Here is a 22,736-nt window from a genome sequence, read left to right as displayed (position 1 = left end):
GGGGTTGCCCAGCCGTCTCGCGCCGCGCTGCTATCGTGCCGTGAACACGTGTTCGGGGGAGAGGTGATGCGGCTGCGCGTCCTGGGGGTCGACCCGGGGCTGACCCGGTGTGGCCTGGGCGTCGTCGACGGACCACCGGCGGCGCCCTCGGCGATCGCGATGGACGTCGTCCGGACCGCCGCGGACCTGCCGATCGAGCGACGCCTGGCTGCACTGCACGTCGCGGTCGCCGACGCGATCGACCGTCACGGACCCGACGTCGTGGCGTGCGAGCGGGTGCTGTTCTCCGCCAACGCCCGCACCGCCATGGGCGTCGGACAGGCGGCCGGAGTGGCGCTGCTGGCGGCGGCTCAGGCGGGCTTGCCGGTGGCCAGCTACACCCCAACCGACGTCAAGTTGACGGTGGCTGGTCACGGCACCGCCGACAAGCAGGCGGTGGCCCGGATGGTGGCGGCCCAGCTGAGGCTCCCGCAGCGTCCCACGCCCGCGGATGTGTCCGACGCTCTGGCGGTCGCCCTGTGCCACCTGGCACGTGCCCGGCAGGTCGGTGATGCCGACGAGGCGAACGCCTCTGGCCGGCTGCGCAGCGCCGAAGCGGCGGCCGAGGCTGACGGTCCCAAGGACTGGGAGGCCGTCCTCGACCGGCCGCACGTCCGTGCGGTGGGCGGGACGCGAGGTGAGCGATGATCGCACAGCTGAGGGGCAGCGTCTCCGCTCGCGGCAGCTCCCCATCGGGTGACGCGGCCCAGGTCGTGGTGGACGTGGGCGGGGTCGGCTACCTGGTGGTGGTCCCCGCCGGGCTCGCCGGCCGGCTCCCGGGACCCGGCGGTGACGTCGAGCTGCACACGTCGCTCCAGGTCCGTGAGGACTCCATGACCCTGTACGGGTTCCCCACCGCGGAGGCGAGAGACCTGTTCGAGGCGCTGCTGACGGCGTCGGGGGTCGGGCCCAAGCTGGCGTTGGCGGCGCTGTCCACGCTCGCGCCCGACGCACTGCGACGGGCCGTGGGCGGCGGCGACGTCGATGCGCTCATGGTCGTGCCCGGCATCGGTCGCAAGAGCGCCCAGCGGCTGGTGCTCGAGCTGCGCGACAAGCTCGGCCCCGGCGGACAGGCGGACGTCGTGACCGTCGCCGCGGCTGGGGCGACTGCCCTGGGCGAGGTCCGCCTGGCCCTCCTGGAGCTCGGCTACAGCGCGGCGGAAGCGCAGCGAGCGGTCGAGCCGCTGCTCGACGACGGCGACGTCGGCGAGCTTCTGCGGGCGGCTCTGCGGTCTCTTGCCGGGGCGGGCCAGTGACCGAGCGCAGTGAGGTGCTGGACCTGGCGGGCCTACCGGAGGAGGACCGCGACGAGGCGTCGCTGCGGCCACGGCGGCTGGACGAGTTCGTCGGCCAGGACCGCATCAAGCGCCAGCTGGAGCTGGTCATCCGTGGGGCGCGGGGCCGGGGCCAACCCGCCGACCACGTCCTGCTGAGCGGGCCTCCGGGTCTCGGGAAGACGTCGCTGGCGGGCATCATCGCCGCGGAGCTCGACGCGCAACTGCGCGCGACCTCCGGCCCGGCACTGGAACGCCCCGGTGACGTCGCCGCCATCCTGACCAACCTCGAACCCGGTGACGTGCTCTTCGTCGACGAGATCCACCGCATGCCCCGGCAGGTCGAGGAGGTCCTGTACCCGGCGATGGAGGACTTCCAGATCGACATCGTGGTCGGGAAGGGTCCCGCAGCACGGTCGATCCGCCTGGACCTGCCCCGCTTCACGTTGGTGGGGGCCACCACGCGGACCGGGCTCATGACCTCACCGCTGCGCGACCGGTTCGGGTTCGCCGCCCACCTCGAGTTCTACGCAGCGGCGGAACTGCAGCGGATCGTGACCCGGTCCGCACGGTTGCTGTCGGTGGCGCTCGACGACGGTGGCGCCGGCGAGATCGCCCGCCGGTCGCGCGGCACGCCCCGCATCGCCAACCGGCTCCTGCGCCGGGTGCGTGACTACGCCCAGGTGGAGGCCGACGGCCGTATCGACGCCGACGTCGCCCGAGCCGCACTGGCCGTGTTCGAGGTCGACGAGGTCGGCCTGGACCGCCTGGATCTGCGCATCCTCGAAGCGGTCGTGCGCCGCTTCGGCGGTGGCCCCGTGGGCCTGACCACCCTGGCGACCGCGGTCGGGGAGGAGCCCGACACGATCGAGGACGTGGTGGAGCCGTTCCTGATCCAGCAGGGCCTCATCCAGCGCACGCCCCGCGGTCGCGTCGCCACGCCGGCCGCCCACGGTCACCTCGGCGTCCCCGCGCCCCGCCCCGACGGTGTCGACCCGACCCTGTTCGCGTAGACCGACCACACCGACGACCACCGCAGTCACCGCATCGTGCGGCCCCGCCCGCACGTGGGGGCGTTGATGACCGCTGGTACAGTGGCGGTCCACGCCCGCCGAGTCGGCGGGCGTCGTCGTGACGACCGGCGAGGTTCCCTCCGATGGATGCCTTCAGCGGACTTCTGATCCCGCTGCTGTTCCTGGCGGTGCTGTACTTCCTGTTGATCCGTCCCCAACAGAAACGACAGCGCCAGCACCGCGACCTGATCGCGTCCCTGCAGAAGGGCGACGACGTCGTCACGATCGGCGGCATGCACGGCCGCGTGCAGAGCGTGGCCGACGACTACGTCGACCTGGAGGTGACCGACGACACGGTGCTGCGCTTCCAGCGTCAGGCGGTCGCCCGCAAGGTCACGTACGGCGAGCAGGTCGAGGAGAGCTCGAAGGCGTGAGCGAAGCGGCCGAGGTCCGAACCTCCGAAGCGACCCCCGAGCACCCGCACCCGCGTGAGGTGCCGGCTCCCGCCACCCCTCCCGACCCCGCGACGATGCTCCGCCAGTCCCCCGAGCTGGCCCTTCTCCGCGGCGTCGACGCCCACGACACCGTCCGCGAGGCCGAGGAGATCGGCGAGGAAGCGGAGCGGCGCACCGGCGTGAGCGTGCCGCTGCTGGAGAAGATCGAGCAGGATCCCACCGTCACCGCGTTCATGAAGCTGGCCGATCAGTTCATGGCGGTGCAGGGGTTCACCGAGCACGGTTTCCGCCACGCCAGCCTCGTCGGCCGCATCGCCTACAACGTGCTGAAGTACCTGGGGGGTGACGAGGCGCTGTGCGAGCTGGCCGCGCTCGCCGGGTACCTCCACGATGTGGGCAACGTCGCCAGTCGGCTCAACCACGGCCTGACGTCGGCGTGGATCGCCCACGACGCGCTGCACCGCATCGGTGTGGACCCCTACCGCATCGGGATCGTGATGTCCGCGGTCGGCAACCACGAAGAGCAGTACGGGATGAGTGTGGGACCGGTCGCGGCCGCCGTGATCCTCGCCGACAAGTCCGACGTGCACCGCAGCCGCGTCCGTGCGAAGGCGGACACCGCCGCGGACATCCACGACCGGGTCAACTACGCGGTGACCCGCTCCTTCGTCCGCGTCGACGCTGAGGCTGCCACCATCACGCTGGAGCTGGATCTGGACGAGTCCATCAGCGGCTTGCTGGAGTACTTCGAGATCTTCCTCGACCGCATGATCATGTGCCGCCGTGCCGCACGGACGCTCGGCTGCGAGTTCCGGATCGCGGCCAACGGCACCCCCCTCGCCTGACGGAGAGCCCGACCGTGAACACCAGAGGATTGATCGGGTCGTTGATCGCCACCGCCGTGGTGGTGACCGCCATCCTGGTCTGGCTCCTCGCCTTCGGGGCCCGTCCCCGGCTGGGGCTGGATCTGCGTGGCGGGATCAGCGTCATCCTGACGCCGATCGCGGTGGAAGGGGCCGAGGTTCCCGACGACGTCCTGGACCAGACGATCGAGATCATCCGCAGCCGGGTGGACAGCCTGGGGGTGGCGGAGCCGGAGATCGCGCGCCAGGGCTCGGACATCCTGGTGCAGCTGCCGGGCATCGAGGACCGCGAACGGGCTCTGGAGATCATCGGCAAGACCGCCAAGCTCACCTTCCGCCCGGTCCAGGAGCTGTTCGCGCCCGGGACGCCGCAGTACGAGGCGGAGGGCCCCGACTGCACCGCGATCGACCCCCGCCCCGACGGGCCGGTCCCCGACGACGCGGAGGTGGTGGTCTGCGGTGAGTCTCCCCCCGACGACCCGGAGACGGCCGCCAACGAGGCCACCCAGCCGCCGCTGAAGTACCGGCTCGGCCCGGCCGCGCTGACCGGTGAGGGGGTCGCCGACGCGCTCGCCACGGTCGAGCAGACCGGGCAGGGGGCGTTCACCAACACCTGGATCGTCCAGCTCGACCTCACCAGCGACGGGGCACGGAAGTTCGCCGACATCACCGGCGAGCTCGCCTGCCAGCGTGACCAGGTGGGTCCCGATGCCGGCCGGCTGGCGATCGTCCTCGACGACGTGGTGCGCAGCGACCCCGGGATGAACCCCGGCGTCCAGTGTGGGGTGGGCATCACCGGCGGGGCAGCGATCATCACCGTCGGCGGAGGTGAGCAGGACGCCCGCGACCTGGCCCTGGTGCTGCGCACCGGCGCCCTGCCGATCACGCTGGAGCCATCGACCGCGTCGAACGTGTCACCCACGCTCGGTGCACAGTCGCTCCGCGCGGGGATCATCGCCGGGCTGATCGGGCTGGCGCTGGTCGCCGTGTTCATCACGTCGTTCTACCGCTGGCTCGGCGCGGTGGCGTTGACCGGGCTGATGGTCTTCGGGGTGATCCTCGTGGGGCTGATCACCCTGCTCGGTGAGATCGGGTTCACGCTCACCTTGGCGGGGATCGCCGGCGTGATCGTGTCGATCGGGATCGCGGCGGACTCGTCGATCCTGTACTTCGAGCGGCTCCGCGACGAGCTCGACACCGGCAAGACCGTGCGCACCTCGGTGGTGCGCGCCTTCCGCCCGGCCTTCCGCACCAACCTGACCGGGAACACCGTGACGATCGCTGCGGCGATCATCCTGTACTTCCTGGCGGTCGGGCCCGTGCGTGGCTTCGCGTTCACCCTGGGTGTGGCCACCGCCCTGGACCTGGTGATCCTGCTGGGGTTCACCCGGCCGGCCGTGCAGCTGCTGGGTCGGACACGGCTGATCTCGCGGAGCACCGTCCGCGCCGCAACCGAACCCCAGCTGGTGGGAGGTTCACGATGAGGAGACGGCCGTCGTTCGACTTCGTCGGTCGCAGCCGGCTGTGGTTCACCGTCTCCGGCGCGATCATGCTCCTGTCGGTGCTGGCTCTGGCGGTCCGTGGCCTGAACCTCTCGATCGAGTTCGTCGGTGGTTCGTCGTTCACGGTCAGCGGCATCGACGCGGACGTCACGTCGGATCAGCTCGAGGACGCCGCGGTCAGCGCCGGGGCGGCGATCCCCACCGCTCAGCTCGTCCGGGACGGGGCGCAGGTCAGCGGGGCCATCGTGCGCACGGCGGCGATCGAACCGGGGAGCGACGTCGAAAGCGCCGTCGCCGACGCGTTGCGCGAGGTCGGCCAGGCCGACAACGTCGAGGTCTCGTTCGTCGGGCCGACCTGGGGCGAGCGCATCTCGCGGAAGATGCTGGAGGCGTTGGTCGTCTTCCTGATCGTGGTCGTCGCGTACATCTCGGTGCGGCTGGAGTTCAAGATGTCCGTGGCGGCCCTCGTGGCCCTGTTCCACGACATCGTCCTCACCGCCGGCGTGTACTCGCTGTTCCAGTTCAACGTCAGTCCCGCGACCGTCATCGCGCTCCTGACCATCCTCGGGTACTCGCTGTACGACACCGCCATCGTGTTCGACCGCATCAAGGAGAACACCGCCCGGCTGGGCCGCCCGGGACTCCTCACCTACTCGGGGTCGGTCAACACGTCCATGAACGAGGTGCTGCAGCGGTCGATCAACACCACGATCACGTCGATCCTCCCGGTCGGGGCGCTTCTGTTCATCGGGGCGCAGGCGCTGGGTGCCACCACCTTGCAGGACCTGGCGATCGCCTTGTTCGTGGGGCTGGCGACCGGGGCGTACTCGTCGCTGTTCATCGCCGGGCCGTTCCTGGCGCGGTGGAAGGAGCACGAGCCGGAGATGCAGCGGCTGGCCCTACGCGCCGAACGCCGCGAGGAGCGCGCCGGCGACACGTCTGGCGACGGTGAAACCGAGCCGGCCGCGGCCGACCGCCACGAGCCGCTGGAACCCCGCGGGTACGTCCGCGGACCCGGCCGGAAACCGCGCTCGCAGCGGTAGCCCGTGACCCGGATCACGATCGACGCCGAGCCGCTCCGGGCGCTGATCCGCGACATCCCGGACTTCCCGCAGCGGGGAGTGACCTTCAAGGACGTCACCCCGCTCCTCCTCGATCACGTCGCGTTCTCCACGGTCGTGGACGCGATCGTGGTCAGCTTCGGGCGCGGCAACATCGACAAGGTCGTCGGGATCGAGGCGCGGGGGTTCATCATCGCCGCGCCGGTCGCCTACCACTTCGGCGCGGGCTTCGTCCCGCTGCGCAAGGCCGGGAAGCTCCCCGCCGCCACCCACGCGGTCACCTACGAGCTCGAGTACGGCACCGAGACCCTCGAGGTCCACGCCGACGCGATCCGCGACGGCGACCGCGTCCTGATCGTCGACGACGTCCTGGCGACCGGCGGCACATCCCGAGCCGCGGTCGAGCTGGTGGAGGGGCTGGGCGGGAAGGTGTCGGGCCTGGCGTTCATGATCGAGCTGGGGTTCCTCGGCGGCGCCGAGCGGTTGGTCGGGTACGAATACGTCAGCCTCCTGCGGTACTGACACGTCGGCACGGCAAGCCACCGGCGTTACCCTGTCAGCAGGAGGAACGCGGTGCCAGCCAGCGAGACCGAGGCCGAGCAGACGACGCCTGACACCGGCGACGTCGCCGTTGGCGCGCCCTCGGATGCTCCCGCGCCCTCGGATGCTCCCGCGCCCCACGCCCCGCCGCACCAGCGGCCACGCCCGTCGGGCGTGAAGGGCGTCCTGGCTCGCCTCCCGCGCCCGACCCGCGAGCTGGTGCCCAGCGCCATCACCGCGCTGTTGGCCGCGATCCGCGAGTCCAGCCCCAAGGTCGACGTCCGCGAGGTCGCGCGGGCGTTCGAGTACGCCGAGGCGGCGCACGACGGCCAGCGACGCTGGTCGGGCGAGGCCTACATCACCCATCCCGTCGCGGTCGCGGAGAAGCTCGCCCGCCTCGGTCTGGACACCGACACGATCGTCGCGGCGCTCCTGCACGACGTCGTCGAGGACACCCCGGCGTCACTGGGCCAGATCACCGACCTGTTCGGTGACGAGGTCGCCCGGCTGGTCGACGGCGTCACCAAGCTCGACCGGCTCAACGTCGACTCGAAGGAACAGCAGCAGGCCGAGACCCTGCGCAAGATGATCCTGGCGATGGCCAGCGACATCCGGGTGCTGCTGGTCAAGCTCGCCGACCGCCTGCACAACATGGAGACGATCGACGCCCTCCCGCGCGACAAGCAGAAGCGCATCGCGCAGGAGACCCTGGACATCTACGCCCCGCTGGCCCACCGGCTGGGGATCCAGCAGTTCAAGCTCACCCTGGAGGACCTGGCCTTCCAGACCCTGCACCCCAAGCGCTACGGCGAGATCGTCGCGATGGTCTCCGACCGCCAGCCGGAACGCGAGGTCCACCTCGAGGAGGTCATCGGTGAGGTCAAGGACAAGCTCCGCGAGCTGAAGCTCAAGGGGGAGGTCACCGGCCGCCCCAAGCACTTCTACTCGATCTACGAGAAGATGGTCGTCCGCGGCGTCGAGTTCGACGAGATCCACGACCTGGTCGGGATCCGGGTGATCGTGAACAACGTCCGCGACTGCTACGCGGTGCTGGGCCAGATCCACGCGACGTGGCGGCCGATCCCGGGGCGCTTCAAGGACTACGTCGCGATGCCCAAGTTCAACCTGTACCAGTCGCTGCACACGACCGTCGTGGGGCACAAGGGCCGGCCGCTGGAGATCCAGATCCGGACCAAGGCGATGCACCGCACCGCCGAGTACGGAGTGGCGGCCCACTGGAAGTACAAGGAGTCCAACCGCACCAAGCACAGCGATCTGCAGTGGCTGCAGCAGATGCTCGAGTGGCAGCAGGAGGTCCGCGAGCCGGCCGACTACCTCGACTCGCTCAGGATCGACCTGTACGCCGACGCGGTCTTCGTGTTCACCCCGGCCGGGGACGTCAAGGAACTGCCCGCCGGTGCCACCCCGATCGACTTCGCCTACGCCGTCCACACCGAGGTCGGTCACCGCTGCATCGGAGCGCGCATCAACGGGCGGTTGGTCCCGCTGGACTACGAACTGACCAACGGCGACGTCGTCGAGGTCCTGACCTCCAAGGCCGAGGACGCGGGACCGTCACGCGACTGGCTCAAGAACGCGGTTTCGCCGCGCGCCAAGAGCAAGATCCGGGCGTACTTCAACCGTGAACGCCGCGAGGACGCGATCGAGCGCGGGCGCGAAGCCCTGATCCGGGCGCTGCGCAAGAGGGGCCTGTCGTACGACCGCGTCGCCAGCGCCGGGCACCTCGCCGCGGTGGCGAGCGACCTGTCGTACAAGGACGTCGACGCGCTGCTGCGTGCCATCGGCGGGAACCACCTGGCGGTCGGGACCGTCACCCAGCAGCTGACCGGCCGGGTCGCCGGTGAGCTGCCCAAGGCCGAACCACCGGTGTTGCTGCCGCGGCGCCGTGCCCACCAGGACGTCGCCACCAGCGACGGCGTCCGAGTCCACGGCGCGGAGGGCCTGCTGAGCAAGCTCGCCCGGTGCTGCACCCCCGTCCCGGGCGATGCGATCACCGGGTTCGTCACCCGCGGGCGGGGCGTGTCGGTTCACCGCCAGGACTGTCCCAACCTGACCGATCTGGCCGAACATCAGCAGGATCGGCTGGTGTCGGTGTCGTGGAACGCCCACGCCGCCTCGACCTTCCTGGTCTCCATCCAGGTCGAGGCGATCGACCGCAAGCACTTGCTCCGCGACATCACCGCGGTCCTCGGCGACCTGCACATCAACATCCTGTCGGCGCAGGTGACGACGCGCCGCGACCGCGTCGCGGTGCTGCGGTTCTCGTTCGAGCTCGCCGACCCCGCCCACCTGGAGTACATCCTGCGGTCCGTCAAGCGCGTCGAGGGCGTGTACGACGCGTACCGCCTGATCCCGCAGCGCCGCGACGAGGCCGCCCCGGCGGGGCGCTGACGTGACCGACGAGCGCGACCGCTTCGTGACCGGCGTCAGCCTCGGGCGCTGGCAGACCAACTGCTACGTGATCGGCGACCGCGGACGGGCCGCGGCGTTCGTCGTGGACCCCGGCGAGAACGGCGCCACGGAAGTGCCGCGCGTGCTCGACGAGCACGGCGCGACCTGCGAGGCGATCCTGCTCACCCACGGTCACCTCGACCACCTGTGGGCCGTCCCGGCCCTGGCCGAGGAGCTCGACGTGCCGGTGTTCCTCCACCCCGGCGACCGCTGGCTGTGGGACGACCCATTCTCCGGGTTCGGGATGGACATCTCACCCGACGACGCCGCGCAGTTCCTCGGCGCCCCGTGGCAGCCCCCCACCGAGCGCGTACAGGACCTGTCCGACGACCAGCGGCTGACGTTCGCCGGCATCGAGATCCGCGCCAACCACACCCCCGGCCACACCCCCGGACACGTCACCTTCCTCGCCGCCGGGCTGAGCGGGGCGCAGGTCCACCTCGACGAGCCGGTCGACGTCGCCCGGTCGGGGATCCTCGTCTCAGGCGACCTGCTGTTCCGCGGGTCGGTGGGGCGGACGGATTTCCCGCGCGGCTCGTGGGAGGAGCAGATGGAGTCGCTGGCGCGCGTTGTGGTCCCGCTGGACGACGGCGTGGTCCTGCCCGGTCACGGGCCCGCCACGACCGTCGAGCGGGAGCGCGACAGCAACCCGTTCCTGGCCGAGGTCGTCAGCGGCCGTTGATGGGACGGCGGGTCCCGGAAGGTCGCCGGACTCGCGGACGACACGCTGCACGGGCGGAGCCGGCACACCGAGCCGGTACGGTCGCATGCGATGTCGACCGACACCAACCCGCCGTCCGGGACACGCGATTTCCTCGCCGCGGAGCTCACCCGGCGCGAACGTGCCTTCGCCACCGTCCGTCGCGTGTTCGCCCGGCACGGCTTCGAACCGCTCGACACGCCCGCGTTCGAGCGGCTCGACGTGCTGCTGGGCAAATACGGCGAGGAGGGCGACCAGCTGATCTTCAAGATCCTCCGCCGCGGCGAGCACGAGGACACCGGCGAGGCCGATCTGGCGCTGCGCTACGACCTGACCGTTCCGCTGGCCAGGGTGGTCGCCCAGCACTCCGACCAGATCGTCGAGCCGTACAAGCGCTACCACATCGCGCCGGTGTGGCGCGCCGACCGGCCCGGCCGCGGCCGCTACCGCGAGTTCGTCCAGTGCGACATCGACGTCGTCGGCAGCGACTCGCGGCTCGCCGACGCGGAGGTGATCCTGACCGTCGCCGAGGCGCTCGCCGCGCTGGGCCTCGACCGCTTCGAGGTGCAGGTGAACTCCCGCCACGCCCTGCGCGGGTTGATCGAGGCGTACGGCATCCCGGTCGAACTGGAGGACACCGCCCTGGTCGCCCTCGACAAACTCGACAAGGTCGGCGCGGATGGGGTGGAGCGCGAGCTGCGCGACCGTGGCATCCCCGACGATGCGGTCAAGCGGCTCGCCGCCGACCTGCGCGAACCCGACGCCGCGCAGCGGCTCGCCGCCCAGGCGGCGACGACCGACCGTGGCCAGGCGGGGCGCGCCGAGATCGGCGAGGTCTTGGCCCTGGTCGAGCCCAACCTGACCGCGGGACGGGTCCGCCACCAGCCGCTCCTGGCGCGCGGGCTGTCGTACTACACCGGCCCGATCTTCGAGTTCGTGGCTGACGGCGTGCCGGGGAGCATCGCGGCCGGCGGTCGCTACGACCAGCTGGTCGGGATGTTCACCAACCGCGAGATCCCGGCCTGCGGGTGCTCGATCGGCCTGGAACGGGTCCTGCTGCTGTTGGACGGCCGCGACGCCACGGGCCACGCGCCCGACGTGCTGGTGACGGTCTTCGGTGCTGGCGACCGCGCGGACGCGGTCGCCACGGCGGGGCGGCTTCGGGCCGGCGGTCTCGCGACCGACCTGTACGTGGGGTCCGGTCGGATCGGGAAGCAGCTGCGCTACGCCGACCGGCGCGGCATCCGCTACTGCGTGCTGCGTGGCAGCGACGAGCAGGCCGCCGGGACCGCTTCCGTCAAGGACCTGGTCACCGGTGAGCAGGTCACGGTCGGGGTGGACGGTCTGGTCGACCATCTGAGCGAACGGCTCGGCGCGGACCAGCGCGCGCAGGAGGTGGCTCGGTGATCACGCCGTACGGCGCGATGCGCACACACGGCGCCGGGACGCTCCGCGCCGATCACGACGGCGAGAAGGTCACGGTCGCGGGATGGGTCGACACCCGTCGCGACCACGGAGGCGTGGTGTTCATCGATCTACGCGATCGCAGCGGGACGGTGCAGGTGGTGGTCGACCCGCAGAGCGGCGCGGCCCACCAGGAGCGATCGGCGGCGCGTGAGGTCCCCGCAGGGGGGACCACGTCACCGGCCGGGGACGGTGCGGCGCCCGTGGATGGATCGGCGGCGGGTGAGGCCCCCGCGGGGGATACCACGGCGGCGGCCGGGGACGGTGAGGCGCCCGTGGATGGGTCGGCGGCGGGTGAGGCCCCCGCGGGGGATACTGCGGCGGCGGCCGGGGACGGTGAGGCCACGGCGGGTCGGTCGTCGCTGCAGGCGGCCCACCGCGTGCGGTCACAGGATGTCCTGTTGGTCACCGGGCAGGTTCGGCGTCGCCCCTCTGGCATGGAGAACCCCGACCTGGTGACCGGCCAGATCGAGGTCCACGCCGACGAGCTCGGCGTCCTCGCCCCGTCGGAGACCCCGCCGTTCCCCGTCGAGGACGACATCGAGGTCGACGAGACACTGCGGCTCAAGCACCGCTACGTCGATCTGCGCAGGCCCCAGATGCAGCTGATCCTCCGGCGACGGGCGGAGACGAACTCGACGATCCGGCAGGTGATGGAACGGCACGGCTTCGTCGAGGTCGAGACGCCGATGCTGACCCGCGCAACCCCCGAGGGTGCTCGCGACTTCCTGGTCCCGTCGCGGCTGCAACCGGGCCATACCTACGCCTTGCCGCAGTCACCGCAGCTGTTCAAGCAGTTGCTGCAGGTGGCCGGCATCGAACGCTACTACCAGATCGTGCGCTGCTTCCGTGACGAGGATCTGCGCGCCGACCGTCAACCGGAGTTCACCCAGCTGGATGTCGAACTGTCCTTCGGTGACGAGGAGGACGTGATCGCCCTCAGCGAGGAGCTGTTCGCCGAGGTCTGGCGAGAGGTCGCCGGGGAGGACATCGCCACTCCGTTCCCGCGGATCCACCACGCCGAGGCGATGCGCCGGTACGGCACCGACAAGCCGGATCTGCGCTTCGAGATGGAGCTGGCCGACCTGAGCGACGTGTTCGCCGCCACCCAGGTCGGTGTGTTCCGCGGCGTGCTGGAGGCTGGGGGGGCGCTGGTCGCCGTGACCGTCTCCGAGGGTGGACAGCTGTCGCGGAGGGAGTTCGACGAGTGGATCGAATGGGCCAAGCGGCGGGGCGCCGGAGGGCTGGCTTGGGCGGTGGTCGAGGCCGACGGGGCGCTGCGTTCTCCGCTGGCGAAGTTCATGTCCGACGAGGAGATCTCCGGGCTCGAGCGCGAGACCGGGGCGCAGCCGGGTGATGCCGTGTTCATCGGCGCCGGCCCCGATCCGTGGGTACGGGAACTGATGGGGGCGTTGCGGGTCGCGCTCGCCCGCGACCGCCACGTCGTGGCCGAAGGCGGGTGGGAGTTCCTGTGGATCGTCCGACCGCCCCTGTTCGAACGGGGCGAGGACGGCAGGTGGACCCCGACGCACCACCCGTTCACCGCCCCGACCCCCGAGTGGGTCGAGGCGTTCGAGGACGATCCGGGGCGCGCCACCGCCCAGGCGTACGACCTGGTGCTCAACGGCTACGAGCTCGGCGGCGGGTCGATGCGGATCCACGACGCCGAGCTGCAGCGCCGGGTGTTCCGGTTCCTCGGCATCGCTGACGAGGAGGCCGAGACGAAGTTCGGGTTCCTGCTCCGTGGTCTGTCGTACGGCGTGCCCCCGCACGGGGGCATCGCGTTCGGTCTGGACCGTGTGGTGATGCTGCTCACCGGTCGCGACCACATCCGTGACGTGATCGCGTTCCCCAAGACGCAGTCCGGCTGGGATCCGCTCACGGACGCCCCGGCGCCCTACGAGCAGGTGTCGCTGACCGAGCTCGGCCTGCAGGTCGCCCCACGCCCCAAGCGCCAGGTCAGTCCGCCCAGCTGACCCGCTCGACACTGGTGGATGTGGGTAGTTGTTCCCGCCGGCGGGACCGGGGTGGGACAGCGACGTGGGTGCCTGGTGGATGTGGGTAGTTGTTCCCGCCGGCGGGACCGGGGTGGGACACCGACGTGGGTGCCTGGTGGATGTGGGTAGTTGTTCCCGCCGGCGGGACCGGGGTGGGACACCGACGTGGGTGCCTGGTGGATGTGGGTAGTTGTTCCCGTCCGCGGGACCGGGGTGGGACACCGACGTGGCTGCCTGGTCGATATGGGTAGTTGTTCCCGCCGGCGGGACCAGGCGGCTACACCTCAGCGACACCGTCCCTGCGCACCTGGATGGCCGAGCCGGATCAACTCGGCGCGCACCCGCGCCACGACCCCCGCGGGATCACGCCGGAGCTGATCGGTGGTGACGCGGAGGAACGACCATCCCTCGGCCTCCAGCTCTCGTTGGCGCGTCGCGTCAGCGAGCCGGTCGGGCCTGATGCCGTGGAAGGTCCGGCTGTCCGCCTCGATCGCGAGCCGGACCTCGGGGTAGGCCAGGTCGAGGATGTACCGCAGCACCCCCACCGCGTCGAAGAGCTCGAAGTTGACCTTGGGTGGCGGGAAGCCGGCGTCATGCAGCAGGCAGTAGAGGTCGATCTCGGCAACGGAGCGCGTCCGTACCAAGCCCGGTTCAGCCTCGCGCAGGACCTGCCTCAGCGGGGCGGCACCCCGGACCCGGCCGAGCGCCGCCAGACAGCTGTCGATGGCCTGCGGGGTCGTCCGCCCGCGTCGCCACGCGTCGTACACGATCCGACGCAGCGCGGAGGCAGCGACCACGCCGGCGAGATCGCAGATGGTTCGCTCCAGCGACGTGACCAGGAAGGGTTCGGCCCAGCTCCGATCCGTTCGGGGCAACCACGTGGAGGTGTGGATCCGCGCTCCCCGCGCGGTGACCCTCGTCCCTCTGGGGACCACCAGCTCGATCGAGTCGGGGCGCTGCAGGTCGCACAGCCGATGCAGGTAACCGGCGGAACGGTGCGACAGCACGGCACGGCGGCGGCTGACGAGCTGGGCAGCCAACGCCCGTCGCTCCCACGAATCCGGCGTCCCGGCCAGCGCGTAGACCGAACGGTGCCAGCGCTCCAGCAGGCCGGTGGCGACCTTGCGGCAGAGATCGTTCTGGTCAACCCCGACTGCAGCGGCCTGGGCGTACAGGAACAGCCCCGACTGCCGCCGGCTGATGCGGCAGAGCTCCGCCCAAGCAGTCGTCTCCATTCGCCGCGAGCCTCACGCTCCCCGCCCCGCCCGTCACGCGCCTCGGCGAGGCCGCTGGGGATATCCATCTGGACGCGCCGGACGGGGACGACGCGCCGTCGTGTGGTTTGTTCCCGTCGGCGGGAATAGGTGGGGACACCGACGGCGGGCTCGGCGGTACCGTCGCGTGCGATGGACCGCCTGTTCGACGACGCCCCGCACCGCGACGCCCCGCCGGAGCGGCGCCGGGCGACCGTGCTCCCGCCTGCGTCGGCGCCACTGGCCGCCCGCATGCGTCCGCGGACCCTCGACGAGTACGTCGGCCAGCACCACGTGGTGGGTGCCGGCTCCACGCTGCGGGCCCTCCTCGAACGCGACGAGCTGGGTTCGGTCGTGCTGTGGGGTCCGCCCGGCAGCGGGAAGACATCGCTGGCCGCGGTGATCGCCGCGACCACCGACGCGGCGTGGGAGGAGCTGTCGGCGGTCAGCGCCGGCGTGAAGGACGTCCGGGCGGTGATCGACCGGGCCCGCACGCGGCTGCAAGCCGCGACCCGCAACGGTCGGGGGCGGCGGACCGTGCTGTTCCTCGACGAGATCCACCGCTTCAACAAGGCCCAGCAGGACGCCTTGCTCCCGGCGGTGGAGCACGGATGGTTCACGCTGGTCGGTGCCACCACCGAGAACCCGTTCTTCGAGCTGACCGCCCCGCTGCTGTCACGCTGTCAGCTGGTGCGCCTCGAGCCACTCGACGCCGAGGCGATCTGCACCATCGTGCGGCGGGCGGTGAGCGACCCCGATCGCGGCTACGGCGGGCGGGTGACGCTCGGCGAGGACGCACGACACCACCTGGTGGCCGCGGCGGACGGTGACGCCCGCGTCGCGCTGGTCACCTTGGAGGCGGCCGTTGAGGCCGCCAGCGGAGACGCCTCTGACGGGGTGGTCTCGGTCACGCTCGACGACGTGGTCGCTGCGCTCGCCTCCAAGCGGCTGCGCTACGACAAGGACGGCGACCAGCACTACGACCAGACCTCGGCGTTCATCAAGTCGCTGCGCGGCAGCGACCCCGACGCGGCCGTGTACTGGCTGGTGCGGATGCTCGACGCCGGGGAGGATCCGCGCTTCCTCGCCCGTCGCATGGTCATCTTCGCCAGCGAGGACGTCGGATTGGCCGACCGTGACGCCTTGGGCCTCGCAGTCGCCGCGTTCGAGGCGCTGGACCGGGTCGGCCTTCCCGAGGCCCGCTTCAACCTCGTCCACGCCGCGATCGCGCTGGCCACCGCACCCAAGTCCGACTCGGTGAAGCAGGCGCTCGGGGCGGCGGACGCTGCCGTGTCGGAGGCCGGGAACGCCGCAGTGCCCCCACACCTGCGTGACGCGCACTACCGTGGCGCGCGCCGGCTCGGTCACGGTGTCGGGTACCGGTCCCCACACGATTACGCTGGCGCCCACGTCGGGCAGCAGTACCTGCCCGACGAGTTGGTGGGTCAGGTGCTGTACCGCCCGACCGAGAACGGCGACGAGGCGCAGATCGCCCGCCGGGTCGCGCGGTGGCGGTCTCAGGTGACACGGTCGGGCGCGAACACGACCGTCGACGCGGGCGCGGACACGACCGTCGACGCGGGACGGTCGGAGACGACCGCGACGGACGACGGAAGGAGCGGCGCATCGTGAGCGGGACCGAGTGGGCCGCGCTCGTCGCGGCCGCCTTCTTCGCGCTGGCGGTCCTGGTGCTCTGCGTGGTCCTCCTCAACGTGTTCCGGCTGATCAGCGAGCTCGGGAACCTGGTGCGGGGCATCACCGAGGAGACCGTGCCGCTGATCGGGGGCGTCGGTGAGACGGTCAGCGGGGTCAACGTCGAGCTGGCCCGCGTCGACGCGGTCGTCGCCGGCGTACAGCGCATCACCGACCGCGCCGACGCGACCATGGCGGTGATCCAGGCGACGATCGTCGGCCCGCTGATCAAGGTGGCTGCGTACGGCAGCGGGGTGGCCGCAGCCTGGCGCGCCGCCGTGTCCGCGCAGCGACGATCGTGACCTGGGGACCACGATCGAGGCCACGGCGCGCGAGTAGAGACTGAACACAGCTGACCAGGAGCGACATGCGCAAGCTGCTGCTCGTCATCTTCCTCACCCTCTTCGGGCTCGGCATCGGGATCGTGGTGGGCGCGATCGTCATGCGCCGCGTCGATCGTGCAGCCGCCCGCGTCTCACCACGGGCGATGTCCCAGCGAGCCGGCGACGCGACCAGCGCGTGGCGCCGCCGGCTGCGCACCGCGATCGCTGCCGGTGCTGCGGCGGCGACGGAGAAGGAAGCTGAGCTGCGCCACCGGTACGGCGTCCTGACCGTGGACGAGGCGCGCACGCTCCACCGCTCCGGCGAGCACTGAGGTGGACGCCTTCGAGATCCGCGAGGCGTTCCTGGAGTTCTTCGAGGAACGCGGTCACCGACGCTACGAGTCGGCGTCGCTGATCCCCAACGACCCGACGCTGTTGCTCACCAATGCCGGTATGGTGCCGTTCAAGCCGTACTTCCTCGGCGACGCACAGCCGGAGACGCCCCGCGCCACCAGCTTCCAGAAGTGCGCCCGCACGGTCGACATCGAGAACGTGGGCCGCACCAGCCGTCACTTCACGCTGTTCGAGATGCTCGGCAACTTCTCGTTCGGCGACTACTTCAAGCGCGACGCGATCCGGTGGGCGTGGGAGCTGTCGATCGGCCCACTGGGCCTGGAACCCGACCGGATCTGGGTCACCGTCTTCAAGGACGACGACGAAGCCGCCGACCTGTGGGAGTCGGAGACCGACGTGCCCCGCGCGCGCATCCAGGCCATGGGCGAGGCCGACAACTTCTGGTCGATGGGGGTCGCCGGCCCGTGCGGACCGTGTTCGGAGCTGTACTACGACCGCGGCCCACAGTACGGACCCGAGGGGGGTCCCGCCGCCGACCCCGAGCGGTACTTCGAGTACTACAACCTCGTGTTCATGCAGTACCTGCGTGACGACCCCGGGAACATCATCGGGGACCTGCCGGCGCAGAACGTGGACACGGGGCTCGGGCTCGAGCGGATCGCGATGCTCAAGCAGGAGGTTCCGACCGCCTACGACATCGACACCCACCGGCCGATCATCGCCCGGGCCGAGGAACTGACCGGCGTGACCTACGGACGGGGACGCGAGTCCGACGTGTCGCTGCGGGTGGTCGCCGAGCACTCCCGCGCTGCGGCGTTCCTGATCGCCGACGGTGTGCTGCCGTCCAAGGAGGGACGCGGGTACATCCTGCGGCGGTTGCTGCGCCGTGCGGTCCGCCACGCCCGCGGGCTGGGCACCGAGGCGCCGGTCCTCCCCGCGATGGCCGACGCGGTGATCGCCACCATGGCGCCGGGCTACCCCGATCTGCAGGCGCAACGCGAGCTGGTCACCCGCGTGGTCGGGGCGGAGGAGGCCGAGTTCGCCCGGACGCTGCGCCAGGGGTTGACCATCCTCGAGGATGCTGTGGCCGAGGCCGAGCAGGTGGGGCGTCGCACGCTCCCCGGCGACACGGCCTTCAAGCTGCACGACACCTACGGCTTCCCGGTGGACCTGACCGTGGAGATCGTCCAGGAGTCGGGCCTGGACCTCGACCGCGCCGAGTTCGAGCGGCTGATGGAGGCGCAGAGGGAACGGGCCCGGGGCGCGTTGAAGCGCGGCGACGACGGTGTCCCCGCTCACGTCTACCGCGACGCCGCCGGACGGGTCGGCGGCGTGGAGTTCGTCGGGTACGACCGGGTGGAGTCGGAGTCGGCGCTGGGGGCTGTGGTCACGCCCGGGGGCGTGGTGGCTGCGGCTGCTGAGGGCGACGACGTCGAGGTCGTCCTGCCGGTCACGCCTTTCTACGCCGAAGGCGGCGGTCAGGTCGGCGACACCGGGCTGCTCGAGACCGACACGGGGCGTCTCGAGGTTGTCGATACCCAGTCACCGATCGAGGGCCTGATCGTCCATCGGGTGCGGGTGGTCGCCGGCGAGGTGGCCGAGGGCCAGCCCGTGCGCGCCCGGGTGGACGCCGACCGCCGCCACGCCACCGAACGCAGCCACTCGGCCACGCACATCCTGCACGCCACCGTCCGGGAGGTGCTCGGCCAGCACGCGCAGCAGGCCGGGTCCCTGGTCGAGGCGGGGCGGCTGCGGTTCGACTTCCCGCACTTCGAGCAGGTCGGGCGTGACCAGCTCGAGATGATCGAGGCCCGCGTCAACCAGCGCTTGCTGGCCGACCACGGGGTCCGCACCCAGATCATGCCGTTGAACGAGGCTCGGGCAGCCGGGGCCATCGCGCTCTTCGGTGAGCAGTACGGGGAGGTGGTCCGGGTCGTGGCGATCGGCGACTTCTCCAAGGAGCTGTGCGGCGGCACCCACGTCCGGTCGGCCGCCCGTGTGGGGGGGCTGGTGCTGGTTCGCGAGGAGTCGATCGGCGCCAACCAGCGCCGCATCGAGGCGTTCACCGGCTTCGACGCCTACCGACACGCGGCGCGCGAGCGGCTGGTCGCCGAGGAGGTCGCGCGCCTCCTCGACGTCGCCCCCGACGACGCGGTGGCGCGCGTCGAGCAGCTCCTGGAGCGCCTGCGCGATGCCGAGCGCCAGCTGGCACGGGCCCGCGCCGCGACCCTCGCCCAGGACGCGCGCGCCATCGCCGCCAGCGCCCAGCGTGCCGACGGGCTGGCGGTGGTCACCCACGAGGCCGTCGACGTCAACACCGACGAGCTGCGCCAGCTCGCTCTGGAGATCCGCAACCACCTCGGTCAGCGGGGCGTGGTGGTGGTCGGGACGACCACCGCCGAAGGCAAGGCGCAGCTGGTTGGCGTGGTCACAACTGACCTCGTCGACGCCGGTGTGGAGGCGCGGCCGATCCTGCACGCCGCGGCGCAGGTCGTCGGCGGCGGTGCCGGTGGGAAGGCTGACCTCGCCCAGGCCGGCGGTCGTGAAGGCGCCCGGCTCGGCGAGGCTCTCCGCGTCGCTGCCGACGAGGCGCGCCGGGCGGTGGGCTGATCGGCGGACGTGTCCTGGCCGTCGACCTCGGCGACGTCCGCATCGGCCTGGCGCTCAGCGACCCGTCGGCGACGGTCGCCACGCCCCTGACCACGCTCACGGTCGACGACGCCGATGACCTCGACGCGATCGCGGCCTCGATCACCGAGGTCGCCCGCGACCGGCAGGCGGACACGGTGGTGGTCGGGCTGCCCCGTGCCCTGTCAGGACGGGAGGGACACGCCGCCCAGCGCGCCCGCGCCGTCGCCGATCGGGTCCGCGAGCACGGTCTCGTGGTGGCGCTGTGGGACGAACGGTTCACCACCGTGGAGGCCGAACGCGCGATGCTCGCCCAGGACGCCAGCCGCCGCGAGCGACGCCAGGCCCTGGATCGGGTCGCGGCTACGCTCCTGCTCCAGGCCTACCTGGACCACGCCAGACGCGGCGTATGAGAGGGGTGACCGATGGCGCTGAGCCGCGGTGCGATGTGGGTGCTGGTCATCCTCGTCGCGGGCGTCGTGGCCGTCGGCGGCGGTCTGGCGTACGTCGCGTGGAGCCTCGGCGGTGAGCCCGGCGAAGGAGCACCCGTCTCGGTCGAGATCGCGGAAGGGTCCAACGCCGCCACGGTCGCACAGGAACTCGAAGACAAGGATGTGGTGCGTTCGGCGATGGCTTTCCGGTTGAAGGCCCGCAGCCGTGGTCTCGACCGTGAACTGCAGGCCGGCACCTACGACTTCGAAACCGGCATGAGCGTCGACCAGGCGATCGACCGCTTCCTCGCCGGACCGCGCAGCCCGGCGTCGTTCCGGTTCACCATCCCCGAGGGCTGGACCGTGGACCAGATCCTGGCCAGGCTGGCCGAGGAGTCGCCGTTCAGCGTCGACGAGTACCGGGCGGTCCTCGACGATCGCCAGCTGTCCGTGCCGGACTGGGTCCCGCCGCTGCAGGATTTCCCGGCGGGCGTGCGCAGCCCCTACGAGGGCCTGTTGTTCCCCGAGACATACGAGTTCTCCACGAAGCGAGCGACCCCACAGGCGGTCCTGCAGCGCATGGTGGACGAGCTCACCTCGGTGGTCGATTCCGTCCCCGACACCTCGATCGAGGCGGCTGCGTCGCGCGGCTACGACCGCTACGAGGTGCTGGTCATCGCGAGCCTGATCGAAGAGGAGGTCAGGGTCGCGGAGGAACGCGCGCTGGTCTCGGGGGTCATCCACAACCGTCTTGAGGCGGGACAGCCGCTGCAGGTCGACGCTGCGAACATCTACGCGGTGGGGGAGCACACCGACCGGGTCGCCGGCGAGTACCTGACGGTCGATTCGCCGTACAACCTCTACCAGCGGGCCGGCCTGCCACCCACCCCGATCGCGTCGCCGGGCAGCGCCGCGATCGAAGCCGCCTTCTCTCCCGCCGACACCGACTACCTGTACTACGTGATCAAGGACGAGGAGGGCCGCCACGCCTTCGCCGAGACGTTTCAGGAGCACCAGCGCAACAAGGCCGAGTACGAGAGGCTGCGCGAACGCCCACGACCGGGACCGACGGCGGCGACACCGAGCCCGGACGGGTCGTGAACGCCCGCTGGCCAGCGGCCTCCACCCGGCTCGTGGCCTTGCTCGGTTGGCCGGTACGTCACTCGCTGTCGCCGGTGATGCACAACAGCGCGTTCCGTGAGCAGGGGCTGGACCTCGTCTACGTCGTGCTGCCCACATCCCCGGACGCGCTCGCCACGGTCGTCGAGGCGCTTGGGGCTGTCGAGGCGATCGGCGCCAACGTCACCGTCCCGCACAAGGAGAACGTCACCCGCCTGTGCGATCGGCTCACAGAGGAAGCGCGTCTCGTCGGCGCCGTCAATACGCTGGTGTGGGGCCCGGACGGGCTGGTCGGGGACAACACCGACGCGGTGGGCGTGGGAAGGGTCCTGCAGGAGGATCTCAACCTGCCGCCCGGCGCTCCGACGGTGGTGCTCGGGACCGGCGGGGCGGCCCGGGCCTGCGTGGTGGCGTTGGGCCGCGTCGGGGCGCCGGTCACCGTCATCGGGCGTCGACGCGACGCCGCGGAGGACCTGGTGGGACTGGCGGAGCGATGCGGGGCGCCGCAGGCGCGCGCGATCGGCCTGGACGAGGACGCGTGGGTGGAGGAGGCGGTCGCCGAGTCGGCGCTCGCGATCAACGCCACCCCACTGGGGATGGCCGGTGAGCCGCTGCCCGACCCGTTCCACCAGCTCCGCGCGGACCAGATGGCGCTCGACCTGGTCTACCGACCGGCCGAGACGCCGTTCCTCGAGGCGGCGCGTGCGTCCGGAGCCGACGCCCACCACGGCCTGGGGATGCTGGTCGCGCAGGCGGCGGCGAGCTACCGCCGCTGGACCGGGCAGGACGCGCCGATCGGGATCATGTCCGCGGCCGCGGTCGCGAAGCTGACCGTCCCGAGCGGACGCTGAGAGGAGCGCTCGGCGTCCGTTGATAGCGTCTCACCAGCCGCCCCGCGCCGGCATGCCGGCTATTACCCTCTGCCTGGAGGGACGGGCGCTCGCCACGTCCGGGCGACCTCAAGTCGGTCTGCGATCCTGCCGACTTCTGGTGCGTGGGGGTGCAGCGCTACGGCCACGCGCCACCCGCGACCGCGGGGGCTGACCGAGGAGGGTCACGATGGCTGATTCCAAGGCACAGCGCCTCGCCGCGGCGCTCGACGACTTCATCCAGAGCTCCCCGGACGTGGAGGCTGCCGCCGTCGTGTCGTTCGACGGCCTCCCCATGGCCAGCGCGCTGCCCGCGGAGATGGAGGAGGACCGCCTCGGCGCGATGAGCGCCGCGTTGCTGTCGTTGGGCGAGCAGGCAGCACTGGGTCTCGGTCGCGGCCAGCTCAACCAGATCTTCGTCGAGGGCGAGCAGGGCTTCGTGTTCCTGATGTCCGCCAAGGACCAGGCCGTGCTGACCGCGGTGGCGCGTCGCACGGCCAAGATCGGTTTCATGCTCTTCGAGATGCGGCGCGCAGCCGCCCGGGTCGGTGACGTGCTCCTGGAGGGTCGCGAGGACGAGGACCCTTACGCGGCGGTCATCGCCGGCCCCGGCGCCCCGCAGAGCGAGCCCCCCGCTCAAGAAGCGGCGTGGCGATGACGAGGACCCGACCGACGTCGGGTTAAGAG

The 22,736-nt window shown here is 71.4% G+C and carries 21 protein-coding genes; 20 read left to right on the top strand and 1 reads right to left on the bottom strand.

Annotation, left to right across the window (positions count from 1 at the left end):
* Nucleotides 1-72 precede the first annotated feature (72 nt).
* The 12 genes from ruvC (at nt 73) to aspS (ending at nt 13,359) form a co-directional block, all read left to right on the top strand.
* A complete protein-coding gene (gene ruvC / locus KY462_11395) occupies nt 73-687 on the top strand; it encodes a crossover junction endodeoxyribonuclease RuvC (protein MBW3578320.1) in 615 nt (204 codons plus the stop codon).
* A complete protein-coding gene (gene ruvA, locus KY462_11390; protein MBW3578319.1) occupies nt 684-1,295 on the top strand; it encodes a Holliday junction branch migration protein RuvA in 612 nt (203 codons plus the stop codon). The genes ruvC and ruvA overlap by 4 nt, the downstream gene beginning before the upstream one ends.
* Nucleotides 1,292-2,326, top strand: coding sequence for a Holliday junction branch migration DNA helicase RuvB (ruvB, locus tag KY462_11385; GenBank protein ID MBW3578318.1), 1,035 nt, complete (start codon nt 1,292-1,294; stop codon nt 2,324-2,326). Before ruvA ends, ruvB begins: the two co-directional genes overlap by 4 nt.
* A gap of 143 nt (nt 2,327-2,469) precedes the next feature.
* Nucleotides 2,470-2,760 carry a preprotein translocase subunit YajC gene (yajC, locus tag KY462_11380; protein MBW3578317.1) on the top strand — a complete coding sequence of 97 codons (291 nt, stop codon included), beginning with the start codon at nt 2,470-2,472 and terminating at the stop codon, nt 2,758-2,760.
* A 200-nt stretch (nt 2,761-2,960) separates the two neighbouring features.
* Entirely contained in the window at nt 2,961-3,626 is a 666-nt protein-coding gene (locus KY462_11375) for a phosphohydrolase (protein MBW3578316.1), read from the top strand.
* A gap of 14 nt (nt 3,627-3,640) precedes the next feature.
* Complete coding sequence (secD, locus tag KY462_11370) at nt 3,641-5,128, top strand: protein translocase subunit SecD (GenBank protein ID MBW3578315.1); 1,488 nt, start codon at nt 3,641-3,643, stop codon at nt 5,126-5,128.
* Nucleotides 5,125-6,189, top strand: coding sequence for a protein translocase subunit SecF (gene secF, locus KY462_11365; protein ID MBW3578314.1), 1,065 nt, complete (start codon nt 5,125-5,127; stop codon nt 6,187-6,189). Before secD ends, secF begins: the two co-directional genes overlap by 4 nt.
* A gap of 18 nt (nt 6,190-6,207) precedes the next feature.
* Nucleotides 6,208-6,729, top strand: coding sequence for an adenine phosphoribosyltransferase (locus KY462_11360; protein ID MBW3578313.1), 522 nt, complete (start codon nt 6,208-6,210; stop codon nt 6,727-6,729).
* Nucleotides 6,730-6,780: 51 nt separating this feature from the next.
* Nucleotides 6,781-9,159, top strand: a complete 2,379-nt coding sequence (locus tag KY462_11355) for a bifunctional (p)ppGpp synthetase/guanosine-3',5'-bis(diphosphate) 3'-pyrophosphohydrolase (GenBank protein MBW3578312.1) — start codon at nt 6,781-6,783, stop codon at nt 9,157-9,159.
* Nucleotide 9,160: 1 nt separating this feature from the next.
* Nucleotides 9,161-9,901, top strand: coding sequence for an MBL fold metallo-hydrolase (locus KY462_11350; GenBank protein MBW3578311.1), 741 nt, complete (start codon nt 9,161-9,163; stop codon nt 9,899-9,901).
* A 90-nt stretch (nt 9,902-9,991) separates the two neighbouring features.
* A complete protein-coding gene (gene hisS, locus KY462_11345; GenBank protein MBW3578310.1) occupies nt 9,992-11,326 on the top strand; it encodes a histidine--tRNA ligase in 1,335 nt (444 codons plus the stop codon).
* Nucleotides 11,323-13,359, top strand: coding sequence for an aspartate--tRNA ligase (aspS, locus tag KY462_11340; protein MBW3578309.1), 2,037 nt, complete (start codon nt 11,323-11,325; stop codon nt 13,357-13,359). Before hisS ends, aspS begins: the two co-directional genes overlap by 4 nt.
* A gap of 305 nt (nt 13,360-13,664) precedes the next feature.
* Here the strand turns inward: aspS and KY462_11335 are convergent, their stop codons facing one another.
* Nucleotides 13,665-14,615: a DUF559 domain-containing protein gene (locus KY462_11335; GenBank protein ID MBW3578308.1), complete on the bottom strand. Its 951-nt coding sequence runs from the start codon at nt 14,613-14,615 to the stop codon at nt 13,665-13,667.
* Between the two features lie 171 nt (nt 14,616-14,786).
* On the opposite strand from KY462_11335, the gene KY462_11330 reads away from it, so the two are divergent.
* From KY462_11330 to KY462_11295, 8 genes are all read left to right on the top strand, one after another.
* Complete coding sequence (locus tag KY462_11330; protein MBW3578307.1) at nt 14,787-16,265, top strand: replication-associated recombination protein A; 1,479 nt, start codon at nt 14,787-14,789, stop codon at nt 16,263-16,265.
* Nucleotides 16,262-16,627, top strand: a complete 366-nt coding sequence (locus KY462_11325) for a DUF948 domain-containing protein (GenBank protein ID MBW3578306.1) — start codon at nt 16,262-16,264, stop codon at nt 16,625-16,627. Before KY462_11330 ends, KY462_11325 begins: the two co-directional genes overlap by 4 nt.
* Before the next feature lie 65 nt (nt 16,628-16,692).
* Nucleotides 16,693-16,980, top strand: a complete 288-nt coding sequence (locus KY462_11320) for a hypothetical protein (protein MBW3578305.1) — start codon at nt 16,693-16,695, stop codon at nt 16,978-16,980.
* A 1-nt stretch (nt 16,981) separates the two neighbouring features.
* Nucleotides 16,982-19,612 carry an alanine--tRNA ligase gene (alaS, locus tag KY462_11315; GenBank protein ID MBW3578304.1) on the top strand — a complete coding sequence of 877 codons (2,631 nt, stop codon included), beginning with the start codon at nt 16,982-16,984 and terminating at the stop codon, nt 19,610-19,612.
* The gene (ruvX, locus tag KY462_11310; GenBank protein MBW3578303.1) at nt 19,609-20,043 is read left to right on the top strand and encodes a Holliday junction resolvase RuvX; all 435 of its coding nucleotides are present in this window, start codon (nt 19,609-19,611) and stop codon (nt 20,041-20,043) included. Before alaS ends, ruvX begins: the two co-directional genes overlap by 4 nt.
* A gap of 12 nt (nt 20,044-20,055) precedes the next feature.
* A complete protein-coding gene (mltG, locus tag KY462_11305; protein MBW3578302.1) occupies nt 20,056-21,162 on the top strand; it encodes an endolytic transglycosylase MltG in 1,107 nt (368 codons plus the stop codon).
* A complete protein-coding gene (gene aroE, locus KY462_11300; protein MBW3578301.1) occupies nt 21,159-22,031 on the top strand; it encodes a shikimate dehydrogenase in 873 nt (290 codons plus the stop codon). The genes mltG and aroE overlap by 4 nt, the downstream gene beginning before the upstream one ends.
* A 208-nt stretch (nt 22,032-22,239) precedes the next feature.
* Complete coding sequence (locus KY462_11295; GenBank protein ID MBW3578300.1) at nt 22,240-22,707, top strand: roadblock/LC7 domain-containing protein; 468 nt, start codon at nt 22,240-22,242, stop codon at nt 22,705-22,707.
* The last annotated feature ends 29 nt before the right edge of the window (nt 22,708-22,736 follow it).

This window comes from Actinomycetota bacterium (genome assembly GCA_019347675.1).
In the GTDB taxonomy this organism is placed as follows: Bacteria; Actinomycetota; Nitriliruptoria; order Nitriliruptorales; family JAHWKO01; genus JAHWKW01.
The sequence above is the reverse complement of the archived record's forward strand: the minus strand, read 5'-3'. Positions and strand labels throughout refer to the sequence as shown.